This window comes from Prolixibacteraceae bacterium, from assembly GCA_019720755.1.
GTDB lineage: Bacteria > Bacteroidota > Bacteroidia > Bacteroidales > Prolixibacteraceae > Halosquirtibacter > Halosquirtibacter laminarini.
In genome coordinates this window covers 761,977-781,469 of sequence record CP081303.1, presented here as the reverse complement: position 1 = coordinate 781,469, position 19,493 = coordinate 761,977, and the positions used below count along the sequence as shown (strand labels likewise).

Below are 19,493 nucleotides of genomic sequence, written 5' to 3'. Positions count from 1 at the left end.
ACACTACTTAAAAGTATTTAAAATGAAGACAACAGAAATCCTAAATAAGATATTGACAAATAATGAGGCTTGGGCCTCAGAAATGAGTAATAAATATGCACAAGTATTAGAGGAGAATGGAAAAGGTCAAGCACCCAAAATTTTATGGATTGGGTGTGCTGATAGCCGTGTTCCTCCAGGAATGATCACGGAATCTCAACCGGGTCAGATATTTGTTCATCGTAATATTGCCAATGTAGTGGAAGAGTCTGATGAAAGCTTAAATTCAGTCTTAGAATACGCTCTTTTTTATTTGAAAGTAGACCTTGTAGTGGTATGCGGTCACTACGATTGTGGCGGTGTAAAAGCAGCTGTATCAGGAGACACATTCTCTCCATACATCAGTAAATGGATCAACCCAATTCAAAAGGAGCTCAAGACACTCCAAAAAGCAAATCCAACGCATAATGAGTTGATTGTGGCACACACAAAAAATCAAGTTCGTAAACTAAACCAACACCACATTTTTCAAAAAGCCATTTCTGAAAATAACAATCTAGAAGCCATTGGCCTCATCTATGATCCAGCAAAAGGAAAACTAAACAGAGTTTAGAAAACAATATTTAAAATAAACAGTACTCTTCATTTAATCCTTGAGGTTACTTCGAACTTTCGAAGTAGCCTCTTTTTAGTTTATGAGGCTTTCAAAACAAAACCAAAAAAGAACACCCTACCTACGACTCAAACAGACACAATTCTAAAAATAGTTTCATCCATATTTTGCGTATATATCCTCACCCATCGCTATTGTTATTAGCATAAAGAAATCAAGTCGCCCCCATATGCTTGTATTTTCATTGTTTCAATCTTCTTATTTATTCCTTTTAGAGGGACAGTGGAGATATTATACTGATGCTTGTTTAATATTACTGATTTATGCTTAATCAATAGAACGAACACACTTTCCTGGACAGTGCCACGATAATTTATCTCTTTGGCTCTAACCTCAACATAAACGTATTCAATGGGTATTTAAAAGTTACTTTACGCATCCTTTGCTCATATTTCCTCCATGGTAAATTCATCGAATCGATGGAGAATCGATGGACAAACCATGGACAAACCATGGACAAACCATGGACAAAGTGCGAATGAAACCATACGTTGGTCATGATCAAACTACGATCATAAAACACGCAAAAGGTGAGTAAGCAGATAGATAACTTATCGGAAGTATAGGAAAATGTCCCAAAGAAAACGGAGTTTTATAATCATTTCAAGCTCAAATGTTATTGTAAATATCTCGTTTCTACTTCTACCACTCTATTTTGCATCTTTAGAAACCAAAGAATATTACTATAATAACATAGAGAGGGGAAGTATCAGATACCTCCCCTCTCATCAGTCCAGATCTATTAAATGATATTATGGCAATGCATCAAAATCGATACTTGGTGCCGTTTTAGGTGCTGAACTTGGTCTATCAAACTCAAGTTTGCTATCCGTCACTTTATCCGCAAAGAAACCACCTGTCTTTAAGTACCATCCTGCCCCTTCTATTCCACCTTGAATATCTTGTCTAGGTTGAGAGTCCGCATTGAATGTAGAACCAACAGTTGTTTTTACGATAGGCTTCCAAGAGCCATCACTCTTGCACACCCAAGTGTTTCCTAAAAGCGCTTTTCTATAGTGGTTACTATTTTGAGAATGAGCATGTCCGAAATCCTCAACAAATGAATAGAGCCCTTTAAGGCTTGACTCTTTTGAATGTGGCTTTTCGAAAGAAGCAAGAAGGAACCATTTGTTCTCTTCTGGCATATAGATCCATCCTGTAAATACAACACTATTTTTACCATCATTCAGTGGTTCTGCTTTCACCAAGAACTTATAAGTTTGGTCTTGCTTCCACTTCTTTTTGATATAACTTTTCTTTCCTGAACCCTCTCCTCCGAAAGAAGAGACCGTAGTCAATGATCCTTTTTTAACCATCTTCACTTCATATTCAGAAGGGATCATCGTTGGATCATCTGTAGTAAAGCTACTCCACACCGAAAATAAGATAGTCCACTCATTCATCTCGTTATGCTGGATACCAAAATATCCTTCAGAGAAACCATTCGCCATATAATAAGTATGGATAGGATCTGTTCCCGATGGAATAGTCATCTCATTATAGAACCACATAATGTTATCCTCTGACGTCTTATAATTAAGATGTGCCGAAGGTGCCGCTCTCCATAGCTTATTCTTGCTTCCAGATTTAGGATTCATATAAGTGATCTCTACAGAACCGTTCACATCGGATCCCACCTCAATGATAGACATGGCAGGATAACCTGTTGTAGAGTCCTTCTCTCCTTTTACACGAAGACAGTAGTACCCGTTTCCAGCCACATAAACAATTGGACTTAGAGCAGAAGACTCGCCACTCTTGGCATCAATCTTAAAAGGTTCATCAACCCCATCTACAGAACATACATATGAGATATCCTGCGTCAATGGACTATCAAATACCAACTTCATCGTAAGAGGAGTAAGCCTTGTGGTAGAAGCACCCTTCATATGAAAGAAAATCGATAACTCCTGGTCTTTCTTACTCCATCCTGTAGGCATTGCAACCATGGCTCCATCATCAAAGCTCATCTTTAAACCACTAGCCCCTACATAAGGAGACATAAAACCTGTGTGGTAGAAAGGAACTGTCGTATAGGCAAACTCCACCTCTTGTAACTGGGATGGATCATACACCTTTACAGGCTCTGTAATCCCAGGTTCATCGCATTGCGTAAATAGAAAAACAAAAAGTATCCACGCAAAATATTTTGTCAGTTTATTTCGTAACATAATTCTAGTCATATTAGGTTTACCAGTTCGGATTTTGAACTAAGTTAGGATTCTTGTCGATCTCAGTTTGAGGAATTGGATACAAATAGAATTTGTTTTTAAACACACGTGTCTCTACCTCACTTCTCTTAAAGAACTCAGCATTGGTCTTTCCATTAATGTTCATACCATAGATAGTAGTTCCAGTCGTTTTGTCTGCAATCTTCCAGCGACGAGTATCAAAATAACGTAATCCCTCGAATGCCAACTCTACTCTTCTTTCAGCGCGAATCTTCTCTCTTACCTGGTCCTGAGAAAGTCCTGTCAAACTACTTGCAGCAGCTGGGATTCCTACACGATCACGAATCTCTTTATAATACTTTTGGATATCCCCATTTCCAGGATCACTCTCGTTCAAAGCTTCTATATAGTTCAGATACACCTCTCCTAGACGAAAAAGTACAGAGGGACGATAGACTACAGAATAGTTTCCTTGAAGTTCATCATCTGGGTTAAAAAACTTCATCATCGTATATCCTGTTGGAGAGTAGTCGTGACTACCACTATTTCCATTCGGTCCATCTGTAGTAAAGTCCATCACCTCTCCATCAGTAGGCCAGAAACGTCCATTATACATAACACTTGCATAGAAACGAGGATCTCTTCCTACATACATATTATAGGTTCCTTTCTGTACATAAGATTTGAATTTACTCTTCTCCTCATCATTGGTTGTAAAGTCATAACGAACGACACTATAACCATCTTCTACATAACCAGACGTTGGATCACTGATATCCTTTCCATTGGCCATACCATAAGCATCCACCATCTGCTGTGTTATCCCAAAACCATTATATCCTCCTTGACTTCTAGGAGAAGCATGTCGCACAAAGCTTTCATAGTTACTAGTAGAACGACCAAAGATGATCTCTTTATTCCACTTTAAGAAAAGATCACGATAAGATAGGAATGCATCATTATCTTCTGAACGATATAGTTCATACAACCCAAGATCTATAACCATTTTCGATGCATCTGCGGCTTTCTGCCATTTTGCTTTGTCAAAACTACTCCCCAAAACTTTACCGTCTGATGGATTTACCGCTTTGATCAAATCTGCATTACCATTAAATAGTGGACTTGCAGCATACAACATGGCTCTTCCACGCAAAGCCAAAGCAGCCCCTTTGGTAGGGCGTCCCATCCAACTATCGGTATAGTTATTAGGAAGAATCTGGCTCACCTCTAGGAGCTCCTTATCCAAATAATCGATCACCTCATCAACGGAGTTACGGCTCAACCACAGCTCACTATTGCTACTATTTGGTGAGGCAATAGTTCGTACAATTGGACATGGACCATACTGTTGGAAAAGTAGAAAGTGATAATATGCGATAATAAAACGCACCTCTCCTTTCATTACCTTCACCTCCTCAGCATCCATGGTTGCATTGGTATGTACATGCTTTAGAAATACATATCCATTACGAATATTTTGGTAGTAACGAATCCATGTGTCCGCTTTATATTCACTAGATGGATTCCAGTTACCTTTATTGATATCGTTATAGTAACGAGTCCATGGAATATCCATCTCGTCTGACAACTGGGTCCATGGAAGATAAATATCACCATAGAAGAAATTCATGGGATCTGGAAAATCACTATAGATATTTCCCAACCATTTACGCACCTCCTGCTCATCATCAAAAACCATTTCGATGGTCTTCAGGTCTTCAGGGTGCTTATCCAAGTAGTTACAAGATGATAAAGCGATCATGCATAATAGCATGAGTGTATATAATTTTGTCTTCATAATAAAGTCTCCTGCCTTTTAAAAATTCGCATTAATACCCACAGATACAATTTTACTCAATGGATATTTTGCACCATTACTTGATCCAACCTCTGGATCCCAAAGGCCTAGTGTATCCCAAGTAAATAAGTTAGAACCTCTTACATACAGACGAAGATTTCGTATCGCCTTCTTGCTCTTTCCATCTACGAAAGTGAAGCCAATCTCAGCATCTTTCAATCGCAGATACGACATATCTTTTTGCCACCATGTAGACGATCTATAGTTGTTGGAGTTTTGTCCATAATATAGACGTGGGTAGAAAACATCTTGTCTTGGATTCTCTGGAGTCCATCTGTCATCTATAACATCAGATAGAAGATTTCCTCGTCCTGCCCCCTGTTGGAATGGATAGAAACCAGCACCTCCAGTTAGAACACGAGTCACATTAGAGATCCCTTGGAAATATGCACCAAAATCTAAACGCTTATACTTCACATTTAATCCAAATCCATAGATGATCTCTGGAATCGTCGTTCTACCAATAGCAGTTTCATCATATGAATCGATACGATTATCGCCATTCATATCTACATACTTGATGTCTCCAGGTCTTACAGGACCAAAGGTATGCTCTGGCACTTCATTCTTTAAGATTCCTTTCTCTACATTGGCAAAGTCACTTTTCTCAAATAGACCATTCGCTACCAATCCGAATTGCTGATTCACAGGCTGACCAGTTCTATCTTGATAGCTCCACAGGTGTTTGGGTTCATCTTTTTCAATCACTTTGTTTTTTGCATAAGTAAAAGTTCCTCTTAAATTATAGGACCAATCACCAAATTGCTTATGAAGGTCAAAAGAGGCATCCAGCCCTCTGTTTTCTACCACCCCATAGTTTACATATGGATTCTTTGCAAAACCAGCAGTTCCTGGAATGGTACTTCTTTGGATAAAGATATTGTCACGACGCTCATGGAAGAAGTCCACCTGCATTTGCAAAGCATTCCATAACCCTATTTTTAGACCTAAATCTGCTTTTTTTGCAGTCTCCCAAGTTAGATTAGGGCTACCAAATGCCCCTTCTTGTAGGTAACCATTAGAATGAATCTGTTGATTTGTTCCCCATGTATAGTTTCCATTTTGACTGTCAATTAACGACAAATAAGCAAAACGACGTCCACCGATGTTGTCATTACCAGCCAAACCATAAGAACCTCTCACCTTCAATTTTGTTAAGAACCTTGAGTTGCTCATAAAGTTTTCCTCAGAGATCAACCATCCTACAGATACTGACGGGAAAAAACCATAACGGTGATTCTTTGCAAAGTTTTCCGATCCATTGTATCCAAAGTTTCCTTCCACAAAATATCGAGAAAGGTATGCATAAGTCAAACGTCCAGCCAAACCTTGGTCTCTTTGTGCAATCCCTTCTACTGCATTACTTGCTGCAGTATGGATATAATTACGTTGGTTGTAGAGAAGAAGTGCGCCAACAGTATGGTTTGCAGCAAAAGTTCTACTATAATTAAGAGATCCTTCTAAGTAAGTCCTTCGACTTCCGTACATTTCGTTTTTATATCCTAGATCTTCTGATCCCTCATGTGCATTATTGTAAAGAAGACTTCCATCTCCATCACGACCATAAGCTCGGAAATAAGAAGGCAGTCTTGTATTCTTGATCGTATTCACATTGTATACATCATATGAATACAATAACTTAGCATTCAAACCTTCTGTTAATGATGACAGATCTTGAGTCAAATAAAAAGACATCTCAGTCTTGCTCCGCCACTGCTCTACGAAACCTGTTTGAGTCAATAGCAACCATGGGTTCTCTCCTGATTTCGGTCCAGATAGTGTTCCATCCGAATACTTTATTGGAAAAAGGTTTGGAGTGGTACTATTAGCCCAGTTAAAGATCTCTTGTGTTCCAGAGTTTGAATTAAATTGTCCAGGATAGTTTCCTCCCGATAAATATCCACCTAAGTTTAGAGATAAAGTTAACTTCTGTGTCAAATCTACATCGACATTACTTCTAAAGTTGAAACGATTGATAGAGATGTTGGAGTTATAGTTTTGAGATTTATCTTTTTTATAGATTCCATCTTCTCCATAGTATGCTCCTGAAACGAAATAACGTACTTTAGAACTACCGCCACGAACATTTAAGTGAACCTTTCTATTCGAAGCATATTTATTCATCACCGCATCCATCCAGTTTACATTTGGATATAGGTCGGTATCTCCACCCATACGAGTTGTATAAATCTGATTTGAAGAGTACTTTTCAGGAAGTCCAGACTCCACACGAGCTTCGTTCTCTAGCTCCATAAACTTAGGAGCACCTACATAATTTGGTAGTTTGGTGGGAGTTAATACCCCATAATCTACCTTCACATCTACAGACAGTTTTTCTGATGCTTTACCCCTTTTGGTGTTGATGATAATCACACCGTTTGCACCTCTCACACCATATACAGCAGAGGCCGCAGCATCTTTCAGGACAGAGAACGACTCAATATCTTCTGGGTCAATATCATTGATACCACGCTCCACTCCATCCACCAAAAGAAGAGGCTGTGAGTTAGCTGAATTTAAACTACTGATACCACGAATCCAAAAAGTAGAGTTATCAAAACCTGGTTCTCCTGATCTTTGAACAGAGATGATACCGGAAACTTTACCAGCCAAACTGTTACTCAAAGAACGAGAAGGGATAGAAAGCTCTTTGGTGTCCACTGTAGAGATAGCACCAATCACACTCTCACGCTTCTGTTTACCAAAACCAACAATCACGACATCATCAATCATCTCAGTGGAAGGAGTCAATTGAACATTGATCACCGATCTCTGTCCCACCACTTTGTATTGAGGGTTATAACCTATAAACGTAAAAACAAGTGTATCCCCTTTGGAGGCGCTAAACTGAAAGATACCATTAAAATCAGAAACTGCTCCAACAGTAGTTCCTTTAATCATGACATTGGCTCCAGGAAGCGGTTGGTCACGTTCATCTGTAATTTCTCCAGTCAAACTTATCTTCTGTGCATAAGCTTGAGAGGTTAGCTGTATTAGGACAACACCCAATACAATAAATCTATATAGAAAAGCCTTAGGCCTTTTTAAAATATTCATATTTCACACTATTTTTAGGAGGTTAATTATCAAACAAAGGCGTAAATTCCACCATAGAAGCGAAATCGGTATCTTTACCAGGCTCAGTCACTTCATACTTGATTATCTTACCGTATACTACATTCGAAAATTGGAATGTAAATTCTAGTGAGCTCCCCTTCTTTACTCCAGAACCAGACTTAAGTTCCACAGTTCCATCAGAAAGCACTTTAGTCCACGTCGTTGCAGCATCACTACCATCCCAGCTATCCGCCACATAAATATTGAATTTACCTGGGTGACCCGAACTAGGTGTATAATCTCTAAATGCTAATGATACCCCTGACATCGCAGTCTTCTCTGATAAGTCTATAGAGAAATAACATGGGAAGGTACAGCCCCACCACTTACTATTCCAGAAAGTCTTATAGTCTCCATCAATTAATTTTGCCTTTGTATCTCCTTCATCTTCAGAAACCATCAGAACAGTGAAACTAGACTTCTCTAAGAAACTTACAGGAACGAACTGTACTGGAGTCATAGTCTACTTTATTACCAACTCAACCGTCGAAACTTTTCCATTCGTGGAAGTTGCTTTCACCATCACGCGCTCTGCTGGCACATTACCCAAAATCGCAACTTTAGAATAGATCGCATCTCCTTTAAGTTCATAGTTTGTAGCATCAAGAGATAGCACCGCACCAACACGAACACTCTCTGGACCAGAAATCTCCACATCACAAATCTTAGTAGCCCCTTTGGTGTATTGATCTAATACAATCTCACCTGGATTTAATGTACCTGTACTCAATTGATAACCAAAAGAGAGTGTAAAATCTTGATGAATAATCAAAGAGATAGTAATCGCTTCAAATAGTTCGTCATCCGAAATCAACTTCACTTTAACAGTTTCATCTTTCAGTGCAGAACCATCAATTGCATTAATAGTCACTAGTTTGTTGTCAATCAATTTATAAAGTGTTGACTCAAGCAACTCAAGATGGTAGCTCTCCACAGGATAACCCTTAACGGATAAATTTGCAATCACGCCATTTGCATCTACCACATCATTAATCAATATCTCGTTCTTTGACACCTCCGCGGCATGAACCAAATCATACGATATATTCAGAACCTGTGATGCAATTCGAATAGTTTTAGTTAACTCTCCACCACGAACATCTCTTGTTGTGATCGCAATATTTTGCTCTTTAGTGGATGGAGTAATGGATTGTTTTGTCCAGATTTCACGACCTCGAAGTTCATAATAGTCGTTCTCAGGATAAGTGATAGCCACCTTATCTACGAATTCGTCCTCGATCTCTATGGTTCCAACTTTTTGATCCACGACAAATTCATTCAAGACAAAGAGGGTGTCTTTACTGGAGAATGTTCAGTTTTCTCCTACAATTTCATAAATGTGCGGGAGCACATTGGCTGTTATCTTCTCATCTTCTTCGCAAGAATAGAATGCAAAGAACACCAGAAAACAGCAAACCGAAGTAGCTAGTTTCTTCATGTTTATTTTAGTTTACAGTGATGATTTTTAATTGAATCAATATGTTAATTTGATTCAATCGCAATACATGAATCAATAACTTTAACTAAAATATGTTACATAAACAAAAATGAAGTTTCAATATATAGGCAAAATTAAGGTTTTTGTATTATATTAACATATAGATGTTTTTTTATCAGAGATATTCAAAGACTTTTATCATATAATACAGATGATTCCTCCATATACTGTCATAATAAATCGATACTATCAAGATTATTACACTATACAAGTATAGATGACATCATATAAACGGGTATACCTATAGATCAATGAATTAGATAGAAGTAAATACATATTTTAGTATGACAATATTAATGAACAGTGTCTTGTAATACGTAAATAGTGAATATAGACCAATTATGATCAATTGGGACAAAGATTACGAGATGAGACAACTTCTAAAATATATTAGTAAAGGAACAGGACTTTTTGTACATCTATAAGCATGACATACATCTCATTGGGTTACTATAATCATAACGCACATTAAACATATTCATAAAGATTATTTAACATTTAAAAGCATTATATCGATAGCATTATATCGATATATGTTCATTATTGCTAATAGAAAATGAAAATATCACACCTCTCATGGTTCACTTTATCAGTTTTTATTAAAAGAATGAACTTTAATATTTGTATTTTGAGGAAGATAAATGGGAAAATATGAGGAGATTCTATGTAAGAAAATACGCCCAAAATGAGGGGATAAACTTTTATTAAACGATTGCATTCATAAATAGAGATTTGAATACGAATATAGAAAAAGACGTTTAGATCACTTGAGATACAAATAATATGATGAATCTATTTTGATAAGCAAATAAGACAGGTTGTAAAGAAAAAGCATAAAGAGATAAAAATAATGAGCTTATAAAAATATTTTATACTCAAAGGGAACGATAGTGAGACAAAATATACTCTTTTAACGCTACAGAGGAGGCAAATAGAACTCCTTGGCAGTTCATAAACGTGGTTGTTGGATCATTGAGATAAAGAGAAGATCCTTCAAAATTAACCACGATACCTCCTGCTTCTTTAACAATGAGAGCCGTTGCGGCAAAATCCCAAATACTGCCACCGCCACTTTTAATTTTAGGGACTTTAAAATAACAGCCATGATTAGATTCAACAACCCCAATGGCATGCATGACCGCTCCAGAAGCACTATGAATATGCACTCCTTTATAGCCCATCTCCGTGGCCACCTTTTTCATTTGACTTCGCCATGCTACAAAAGAATCAGAAGATAGAAAAGAGCGATCCATATGCCAATGAAGAAAGCTTTGGGATAAAGAGGTCTTTTCAAAAGATAGAGGTGCTCCATTACGAAAAGCTCCTTGCCCCTCAATTGCAGTATATAATGTAGATAAGATCGGTTCATAAACCACACCAATCAGGGGTGCTCCATTACTATTCACCAAAGCAATAGAGATAGCATATCCTGAGATACGATCTAAAAAAGGAAGGGTTCCATCCAAAGGGTCAATGACCCAAAACACCTCTTTGTCTAGTCGGTTAGACTCCGAAGCAGACTCTTCTGCTAAAATTCCAATATCATAGGATTGAATTGTAGGTTGAAGCGCTTCCAAGATAATCTTCTGACATTGAAGATCAATCTCCGTAAAGAGTTCAGAAGCCTTACTATTAGCATCCTCTTTGTGTAGTATCTCTACTTCACTAAACTGTCTAGTAGATAGATAATCTCCTGCCCTCTGTGCAGCCTGAATAGCAAACTTACTTAGATATTTAAGGTCTATATGTTGGTACCGATTCATCTCTTCCCTCCCGATTTCAATTCATTAATTACCTTCTTGGCAAGTTTCTGGTTATATCCATTTATTTTCCAATGATCTGGACTCCAACCCTGTAAGAATCGATAGAAGTCGGTCCATGCATAGATATACATCGAACGCCACTCTTTCAGCACTTCCTCCACATTTAACTGTGGTTTTTTAAGAATCAAAGCTTCTTTCAAAGCACCAAAGTAACAATCTAGTAGCTCTTGCTCGTAATGCTCACAATCTTCTTCATAAAGGCAACTACTGATGAAATAAGCAACATCTTTCATTCCACAGCCAGCTCCTACATATTGAAAATCGACACCAGCTACTTGGTTACCCTCTTCAGAATAACAGAAGTTTGCCACCTTGGCATCTCCATGCACTAAGGTTTGATAGACACAACCATTTAGGTGTTCGTCAATAGATTTGGCTGCTTTTTTTAGAGGAAGGTCACTCATCGCTTCCAACTCTTCAGGACGAGTATCAAGGTGCCAATAAGTTCCAATATCCCATAATCCAACAGGAGCTACTCCCATATGGGTAGCATGAAAGTTTGCAAGCCATTTCAACGTTGCGAATATTTCATTGAATGACAGATTATACTGGCGAGGATAAAAGCCACTAGCCTCTAAGTCTTCCATGACAATCACCTGCTCTCCATTCATTTCAAATAACGCGAGACAATTGGGAACACGTGACGCAAGATCACATCCATTGGCAAAGTTTTTATACCAAGCGATCTCTACGTTATAGGAGTTCACCTTACGATCGTGAGACAAAGAGGTATTCCACCCACGTGGGTGACGACTCATCGCTTGGGTCTTAATATGCTTTAAGATAATACTATTGTACGGCAATCCCTTGACATCACAGCGATAAAGAGATCCATATCCACTCCACAACTGTTGTATTAACTCTTTTTCAGCAATCTCCTTGGCACCAAGGATATCCTGTACTTTTTTTAATATTTCTCTACTACCCATCTCTTTATCAAAACGTCCAACAACTCCTTTATTGTCGCGATTATATCGTAATCACTTTTGTCGCATTCGCCTGTAAGGTGATGATATCCATCATCGTTCCTGGAACACCGACAGCCAGTTGGTCTTGCATATTATAATAATTTAAGCAAGTTTTACACGCCAAAAGCACCACCCCTTTACTCTCGATCTCTTTCAACACCTTCACCACAGGACTATCTTCATGCAACAGCTTTACCCCTGCATTATAAAATGTTATAATTTTAGGGAGGCGATCATCATCCATTAGTAGTTGAAAGTAATTTCCTGCAAGTTTTAAGGCCAAAGCCTCGTCTCCGTGACCCATTCCATAGTTGTTAAACTGAATGAGTGTATTTTTATTCTGTTCCATTTAAATTAAGTTTGACGCAAAAATAGTCTAAAAAGTGCGCTTATCTTACCCAGATGTAGAATAAATTCGAAAAGCATTGAGAGTGTTGCATGACATTTGTATCTTTGATTCTATATTATTTCATCAATTGACATCATAGTAGTCCATGAGTTTCTTCAAGATATATAAAGCATCTGCAGGTTCAGGTAAAACCTATAGTATTACACGAGAATATCTTCTTTTAATATTAAAAGAGCCTCAAAAATACAGTAATATACTTGCGGTAACCTTTACCAACAAGGCCACATCAGAGATGAAGAATCGTATTCTTCAGGAATTATGTATTATAGCCAAAGGAGATAAGTCGGACCACTTAGATGAGATAAGTAAGAAACTAGAAAAGCCCAAGACATACCTTCAAAAGGTTGCCAATACAATACTTGTCAAGATATTGAAAGACTATAGCCGTTTCTCTGTTGCCACGATTGATAGTTTCTTTCAAAAAGTAATCCGCTCATTCTCCCGAGAGGTACAACTACATGCTGCCTATAATCCGGAGTTGAATCATAAACAGATATTAGGAGAAGCCATTGATAGACTTTTCTTAGAAGTAGACCACAACAAGCCATTAAAGCAGTGGCTTCTTCAATATGCCAACGACCGAATAGAACAAGGGAAAAAATGGAACTTTAGAGATGAGTTGGAGAAGAAAGGAAACCTTATCTTCCAGGAAGACTTTAAGAACTTTGGTCCCGATATCATCGATAAGCTAAGAGACAGGGAGTTTTTGGATCACTATATTCAATCTCTTCGTTCTCTTATCGACGCATATGAATCTCATCTAAAAGAAGTGGCTACAAAAGCGGTAAAATTAATCGTTGATTCAGACATCGATCCCAAACACTTTAAATATGGAAAGACAGGTGTCATCGGTATATTTTATAAAATTGTAGACAAACAGGACTATTATGCCGAGCCTGGAGTAAGGGCCTTAAATGCTCAGGACAACCTAGATGGATGGTATTCTGCAACCAAAACTGCTGGGATAAAACAGAGTATTGAGCAACTCTATATGGATGGGCTAAACGACTATTTAAATGATATCATCTCCTTTATTGAAATCCAGTTGCCTCAAGTAAATACCGCAAAACTTATCCTTCCTCAGTTGCGAGGAATAGGGGTAATGATGGATATATCAAAGCATGTATCGGAGATCTCAAAAGAGAAGAATCTACTCCTTCTGTCTGATTCATCTCAGTTACTACTCTCTGTTATTGAAGATGATAGTGCCCCTTTTGTTTTTGAAAAGATGGGAGAGACATTTAAGCACTTTATGCTAGATGAGTTTCAGGACACCTCAAAGCTACAATGGCAAAACTTCTTTCCATTAATAAACAATGCGTTATCTGAAGCAAACTTCTCCATGGTCGTGGGAGATGTCAAACAGTCCATCTATCGATGGAGAAACAGTGACTGGCAATTATTGGCAAAAAAGGTTCCTCAAGACCTTAGGCAATACGAACCAGAAGATGTCACTCTTGGAACCAATTGGAGAAGTACCAAGAATGTGATCACATTTAACAATACCTTGTTCCGTTATGGGTCGGAGATCGTACAAAATGATTTTAACCAAGAGGTTGAAACCAAGCCTATAGAGCAAGATACAAAAGAGGACTTTAAGAGAAGGATTAGCGAGGCATACGAGGACCAATTTCAGAAATATTCGGGCAAAAAAAACAATGAAGGACTCGTATCCATTGATTTTTTCGAATCGACAGAAACAGACGACTCCAGATCACTAGCAATGAATGCTTTGTTAGAAAACATTGCCAACTATAAAGCAATGGGATATCAATATGGAGACATGTCTATTTTGGTTCGTAAAGGAGCACATGGAAATGAGGTTGCAAACCGATTGATGGCACATGCATCAGAAACGGGAAACAAAGAGCTAAAAGTAGTTTCAAACGACTCTTTGTATATCGTCAATGCATTGACAGTACAGTTTATACTTCATGCTCTTCGATACCTTATTGACCCGAACACGTTGGAATACGCCTCTATGCGTGGTCTTTTCTTTCGTTTTATATTCCCACTGTTGGATCAAGGAACACAAAATCTTATCCAAACGAATAATCAAGATGGTCAATTATCACTACTACTAGATCAAGACAGCCATTTTCCGTCTGAAAATGACGAAATATTTAACCAGAAAGACCTCTGTTATTTCCGTTATTTTGATGATTTCTTTGAACACAAATCAGTAGAGAGCTTAAAGTTCAGACCTCTTTATGAGCTTATTGAACTATTGATCCACTATTTCCATCTAGAAGACATTCATAATGAGTGGCCTTATATACAGTCATTTCTCGACAGTATATTAGAGTACTCTAGAATGGAATCTGCTGATATTGCATCATTCCTAGAGTGGTGGGATCAAGATGGAAAACAAAAAACCTTAGTTCTCTCTGAGGATATTGATGCAATAAAAATTTATACCATCCATAAGTCGAAAGGACTCGAATTTAAAGTAGTGATGATTCCTTTTTGTGATTGGGATCTTTATCCAGACTCTAGGCTATCGAATATCTTATGGTGTAAAACAGAACAACAACCATTTGCAGAGCTCTCTACGATCCCTGTACAATACAGCACATTGATGTCTAAGTCGCTGTTTGCCCCCTACTATTATCAAGAGAAAATTATGGGAGCCATCGACAACCTGAACCTTCTATATGTGGCACTCACAAGGGCAGAAGAAGCACTTTGGCTTGGTATCCCTATGAAGAAAAAGAAAAGCAAAGGCTTGAGTAATATAGGAGATCTTCTTCTAATGATGAACCAAAATATGCCAGCACTAGATAGTGATGACAAAGAGAAATTTATAGATTTAGGAGACTATTATGATCCAGAAAATATGCGATTCGAATATGGAAAAAGTCCACAGAATCTTTCTGTTCATAACGAAGAGACCCCTGTCAAAGTAAGCAAAGGCTTCCCAGATGCTGTATCCGCAACCATTCCCGAAATCTATATAGGAAACTATATTGACAAGATCTCCATTCGTAAAAACTCAGAGATGTTTTTTGAAATTGACCCGACAGATCGATCTCAAAAGATAAACTATGGCACCATGGTTCATAATATATTAGAAAAAACAGCGAATATTAAAGAGATCGAGTCTCGTGTAAAAGCACTTTACTACGAAGGGGCATTAACAAAAGTGGAGATGGAAGAGTTATCTCTAGTGCTCAAAGAATCGCTAGAACTAGAGATTGTAAAACCATGGTTTAATGGGACCTATCAAGTAATTAACGAAAGACAAATCATTCGTAACAAGAAACAAGGAAACCATCGTCCAGATAGAATCATGTTACAAAAAGACCAAGCCATTGTAGTAGATTACAAAACAGGGGAACACGATAATAAACACAAAAAGCAAGTTCAAGGCTATATGGAAGATCTTAGTGCCATGGGCTTTAAAAACGTTAAAGGATACCTATGGTACGTAATGAATAAAGAGGTCGTTGAAATAAAATAACAGAGATTACTAAATACGGTGTCAATGCACGGATTTATTTTATGGTATTTTCTATTTTAATTTCTTTATACTATTTTAATTGCACTGAAAATAAACACGAAATATTTCCATGAATAAAACACGCATCGGAGTAATCGGAATGGGATACAGAGGAAAGATACACTTTCAAAATATACTACAGAGAAAGAATGTAGTAGTAGTTGCAATTTCGGATCCATCAATGAATAGAGAAGAGATCATCTCATGGTGTGAAGATGCAGGACACCCTATCCCTGCTTTTTATACAGAGAGAGAGGGATATGAAGAGATGCTTCAAAATGAGTTATTAGATGGCATCATCCTGTCTGTTCCTTGGGATCATTTTACTGCCATTCTATGCCGAACACTCTCGTTTAATCTAATGATTGGAGTAGAAGCTTCGAGTATCTCCAAGTTGTCCGAAATAGACCAAATTATGAACTCCTATTTTGCCAATAGTTCCAAAGTCATGATTCTAGAGAATGCCTGCTATCATAGGGACGTAATGTCGATTTTTAACATGGTCCAGAAGGGGCTCTTTGGAGAGTTGCTACATATGAGAGGAGGCTATGAGCACGATTTAAGAGGAGTGAAATTTGACAAGAACTATCAATACGGGACTGGAGCGGAAGGCGAGGCAAGTTGGCGAACCATTCATTCACTAAAACGAAATGGAGACCTATACCCCTCTCATGGAATTGGACCTCTTTCCTACCTATTAGATATTAATAGGGGCAATCGTTTTATCTCCATATCTTCTTTTGCGACCAAATCCAAGGGATTGTCCCACCATCTTAAAAAACATTTAGGAACAGATCACCCCAATGCAAATATCTCTTGGAAATTGGGAGATGTGATCACATCGAACATCACGACAGCAAGAGGAGAAACAATTATTCTAACCCACGCAACCAATACCTGTCGCCCCTACTCTTTAGACTTTAGAGTCCAGGGAACAGAAGGCATTTGGATACAAGAGAATGGGAATCATTTACACATAGACTCTTTGTGTGAACATGGGGAATGGAGCCCATCTCCGTTGAGTATTCTAAGAGAATACGATGCCCCATGTTGGAAAGAGAATGAATCACTAGCAGCAACTTCCGTTCGCCATGAGATGGATTATTTTGTTCTGGATGACTTTATTAAGTCTACACAAGATGAAAAAGAGCCCAAATTTGACATCTATGATATGGCAACTTGGTTGTCTATATCTGCTCTCTCCGAGATAAGCATCGAAAAAGGAGGCGTGCCTATACCCTTTCCTGATTTCACCCTAGGCAAATGGAAATCAAGAGAGAGCTTTTACTCTCAGGAATAGCCCTTTACTTAAATCTATTATGGGGACATTCTAATATAACGTAGAAAAAATAAACCCTTCAATAAGTGCGTCACCTTACAGATAGTCAATAGGATGTTTTGCTGATAGTATTGATTGGTCATTCGTTTACATTTCGGATTTACGCATTATAAGATTGCGATTATCTTTTAACTTCATTTGTAACTTCTCCAGTAATCTTCTAATTTTGGCACGATATATATTGTTATTCATAATCTATATTTGCTTTGATCATTCCATATAAAATATGAATAGTCAATCTTTTTTATTTTAATCTTACTAATCTAGAATTCAAGAATATTTAAATGTCCATGCCCTGTATTAAATATCAAAAAGCGATTATATTAACAATCATAAGTGTTATCATAATATTACTAAGTCTTCATGTCGGAATATTTTGGGACAATGTTCTTTTTGTATCTAAGGTAGGGGGTGATCTATACCAAAATGGTGTAATCAATTGGAGTTCTATCTCTCTTGATCATGACTCAGGTCATCCAGCATTTATCGGTAGTTATGTCGCAATTGGATGGAAATGGTTTGGCCGATCCATAGCCGTAACACATTGGATTATGCTACCCTTTGTTTTGGGAGTATTATGGCAATTATTTTCTTTTGTTGAGTTTTTTGTAAAAGAAAAATATCTAAAAATTGCAGCATTTCTATTAGTGATTTCCGACCCTACATTAGGGTCACAATTTGCATTAGTTAGTCCTGAAATAATCCAAATATTTTTTTTCTTTTTAGCATTAAATTCACTATTATATCAAAGAAAACAACTACAGACTATCGGCCTTTTTTTTCTAGGAATTGTAACCTATAGAGGAATGATGCTTTGTGCTGGAATATTTATTATAGATGCAATTATTCACATTGTACTTAACAAAAACACTGTAAAAAGTTTTTTTTCAAAGAATATTATTTTAAGCTATATAATAGGAGCAACACCTGCTTGCATATACCTTATCTGGAGAATAACAACTAAAGGATGGCTCATTTCTCACCCATTAAAGTTATATGGTAGTGCAACAGAATTCTCTTCTATTGAAGATTTCTTTCTAAACTTATGTAAAAATATTTTTGTTCTTGGTTTTCAATTTATTGACTTTGGTAGAATATTTGTCATTTTATTTATCATTATTACTTTTTACATTAAAAGGAAACAAATAACATGGAGAAAATACAACTATTTGTTGGTCATTACTTTTTTCTCCACAATAGTTATTTACACTATTAGCTTAGTTATAAAAAATACCATGGGGCACCGATATTATATTGTATCTTTTCTCTCTTTAGCATTACTATCATTTTTATTACTAAAAGAATATAGGGCAAAGAAGATCATATATACAATTCTATTGTTTTCGCTCTTAGGTGGCAATTTTATTGTTTATTCTGATTCTTTTGCACAAGGTTGGCCAGCTTCATTAGCACATATGCCTTATTGGGAATTACATAAAAAGGCAATAAACTACATGGATGATAATGAAATCCCTATTGAAAAAACAGCCTCTTTTTTCCCAAATGAAACCTCTATCAATAATATCTATTTAAATGAAGATAAACGCTCATTTTCAAGTTTCTCACGAACAGAAAAATATGTACTTTATTCTAATGTATATAATCTAACTGATGATGATTTAAGAACATTGCACCAATATTATCATGTACTTCAATCATTCGAAAATCATAATGTTAGAATAGATATAATGCAAAGAAATGATTAAAATCTCACTTTAACTATTTCGTGAAAATGAAAGATACTACGATTTCTAAATGGCACCCATTCAATAACGAACATATTTGACGGTTGATTTTTTATCCTCTTAGATTATTTTAAATCTTGAGAAAGTAGGTCATTGTAATCCAATGATTTGGCATCAGATATATGATTTAAGATATCTTTACACCATGCATGAGATTCAACGTTACGACTCAAGTTCTTTTGAAGATAAATTATCGAACAAAGGCTACAAACACGTTGTTTTAGTGACCATTGTTGGAAAGGGGATGTATTTGTATCAAACATACCTTTTTGACAATTACAACTATACTATCATGTCTGCGGCGAAGGAAATAGCTGGGGAAAACCATATCTTTCTGGGGATGTCTTCGAGAAATGTAGAACAGAAGATCTAAGTTATCTAACGGAAGGAGAACTACACCTTAACTTTGTAAAA

The 19,493-nt window shown here is 37.1% G+C and carries 13 protein-coding genes; 5 read left to right on the top strand and 8 right to left on the bottom strand.

Going from position 1 to position 19,493, the window contains the following annotated elements; genetic code table 11:
• The first annotated feature begins 22 nt into the window (after positions 1-22).
• The gene (locus K4L44_03150) at positions 23-592 is read left to right on the top strand and encodes a hypothetical protein (protein ID QZE14872.1); all 570 of its coding nucleotides are present in this window, start codon (positions 23-25) and stop codon (positions 590-592) included.
• Positions 593-1,404: 812 nt separating this feature from the next.
• Here K4L44_03150 and K4L44_03145 read toward each other — a convergent pair.
• From K4L44_03145 to K4L44_03110, 8 genes are all read right to left on the bottom strand, one after another.
• A complete protein-coding gene (locus K4L44_03145; GenBank protein ID QZE14871.1) occupies positions 1,405-2,823 on the bottom strand; it encodes a DUF3472 domain-containing protein in 1,419 nt (472 codons plus the stop codon).
• Positions 2,824-2,842: 19 nt separating this feature from the next.
• Positions 2,843-4,621 (bottom strand): RagB/SusD family nutrient uptake outer membrane protein, encoded by a 1,779-nt coding sequence (locus tag K4L44_03140; protein ID QZE14870.1) that lies wholly within the window; start codon positions 4,619-4,621, stop codon positions 2,843-2,845.
• An 18-nt stretch (positions 4,622-4,639) separates the two neighbouring features.
• Positions 4,640-7,738, bottom strand: coding sequence for a TonB-dependent receptor (locus K4L44_03135; GenBank protein QZE14869.1), 3,099 nt, complete (start codon positions 7,736-7,738; stop codon positions 4,640-4,642).
• A gap of 22 nt (positions 7,739-7,760) precedes the next feature.
• Positions 7,761-8,258 (bottom strand): discoidin domain-containing protein, encoded by a 498-nt coding sequence (locus K4L44_03130; GenBank protein QZE14868.1) that lies wholly within the window; start codon positions 8,256-8,258, stop codon positions 7,761-7,763.
• Between the two features lie 3 nt (positions 8,259-8,261).
• Positions 8,262-9,080, bottom strand: a complete 819-nt coding sequence (locus tag K4L44_03125; GenBank protein QZE14867.1) for a hypothetical protein — start codon at positions 9,078-9,080, stop codon at positions 8,262-8,264.
• Positions 9,081-10,171: 1,091 nt separating this feature from the next.
• Complete coding sequence (locus tag K4L44_03120) at positions 10,172-11,059, bottom strand: hypothetical protein (protein ID QZE14866.1); 888 nt, start codon at positions 11,057-11,059, stop codon at positions 10,172-10,174.
• Entirely contained in the window at positions 11,056-12,048 is a 993-nt protein-coding gene (locus K4L44_03115) for an ecdysteroid 22-kinase family protein (GenBank protein ID QZE14865.1), read from the bottom strand. The genes K4L44_03120 and K4L44_03115 overlap by 4 nt, the downstream gene beginning before the upstream one ends.
• A 40-nt stretch (positions 12,049-12,088) precedes the next feature.
• Positions 12,089-12,436, bottom strand: a complete 348-nt coding sequence (locus K4L44_03110; protein QZE14864.1) for a DsrE family protein — start codon at positions 12,434-12,436, stop codon at positions 12,089-12,091.
• A gap of 145 nt (positions 12,437-12,581) precedes the next feature.
• Here K4L44_03110 and K4L44_03105 point away from each other — a divergent pair, with 145 nt between their 5' ends.
• The 4 genes from K4L44_03105 to K4L44_03090 all read left to right on the top strand — a co-directional run bounded on the left by K4L44_03105 (position 12,582) and on the right by K4L44_03090 (position 19,452).
• Positions 12,582-15,956 carry a UvrD-helicase domain-containing protein gene (locus tag K4L44_03105; GenBank protein ID QZE14863.1) on the top strand — a complete coding sequence of 1,125 codons (3,375 nt, stop codon included), beginning with the start codon at positions 12,582-12,584 and terminating at the stop codon, positions 15,954-15,956.
• A 109-nt stretch (positions 15,957-16,065) separates the two neighbouring features.
• Positions 16,066-17,295 (top strand): hypothetical protein, encoded by a 1,230-nt coding sequence (locus K4L44_03100; GenBank protein QZE14862.1) that lies wholly within the window; start codon positions 16,066-16,068, stop codon positions 17,293-17,295.
• A gap of 590 nt (positions 17,296-17,885) precedes the next feature.
• A complete protein-coding gene (locus K4L44_03095) occupies positions 17,886-19,040 on the top strand; it encodes a hypothetical protein (protein QZE14861.1) in 1,155 nt (384 codons plus the stop codon).
• Positions 19,041-19,182: 142 nt separating this feature from the next.
• Complete coding sequence (locus K4L44_03090; GenBank protein ID QZE14860.1) at positions 19,183-19,452, top strand: hypothetical protein; 270 nt, start codon at positions 19,183-19,185, stop codon at positions 19,450-19,452.
• Positions 19,453-19,493 lie beyond the last annotated feature (41 nt).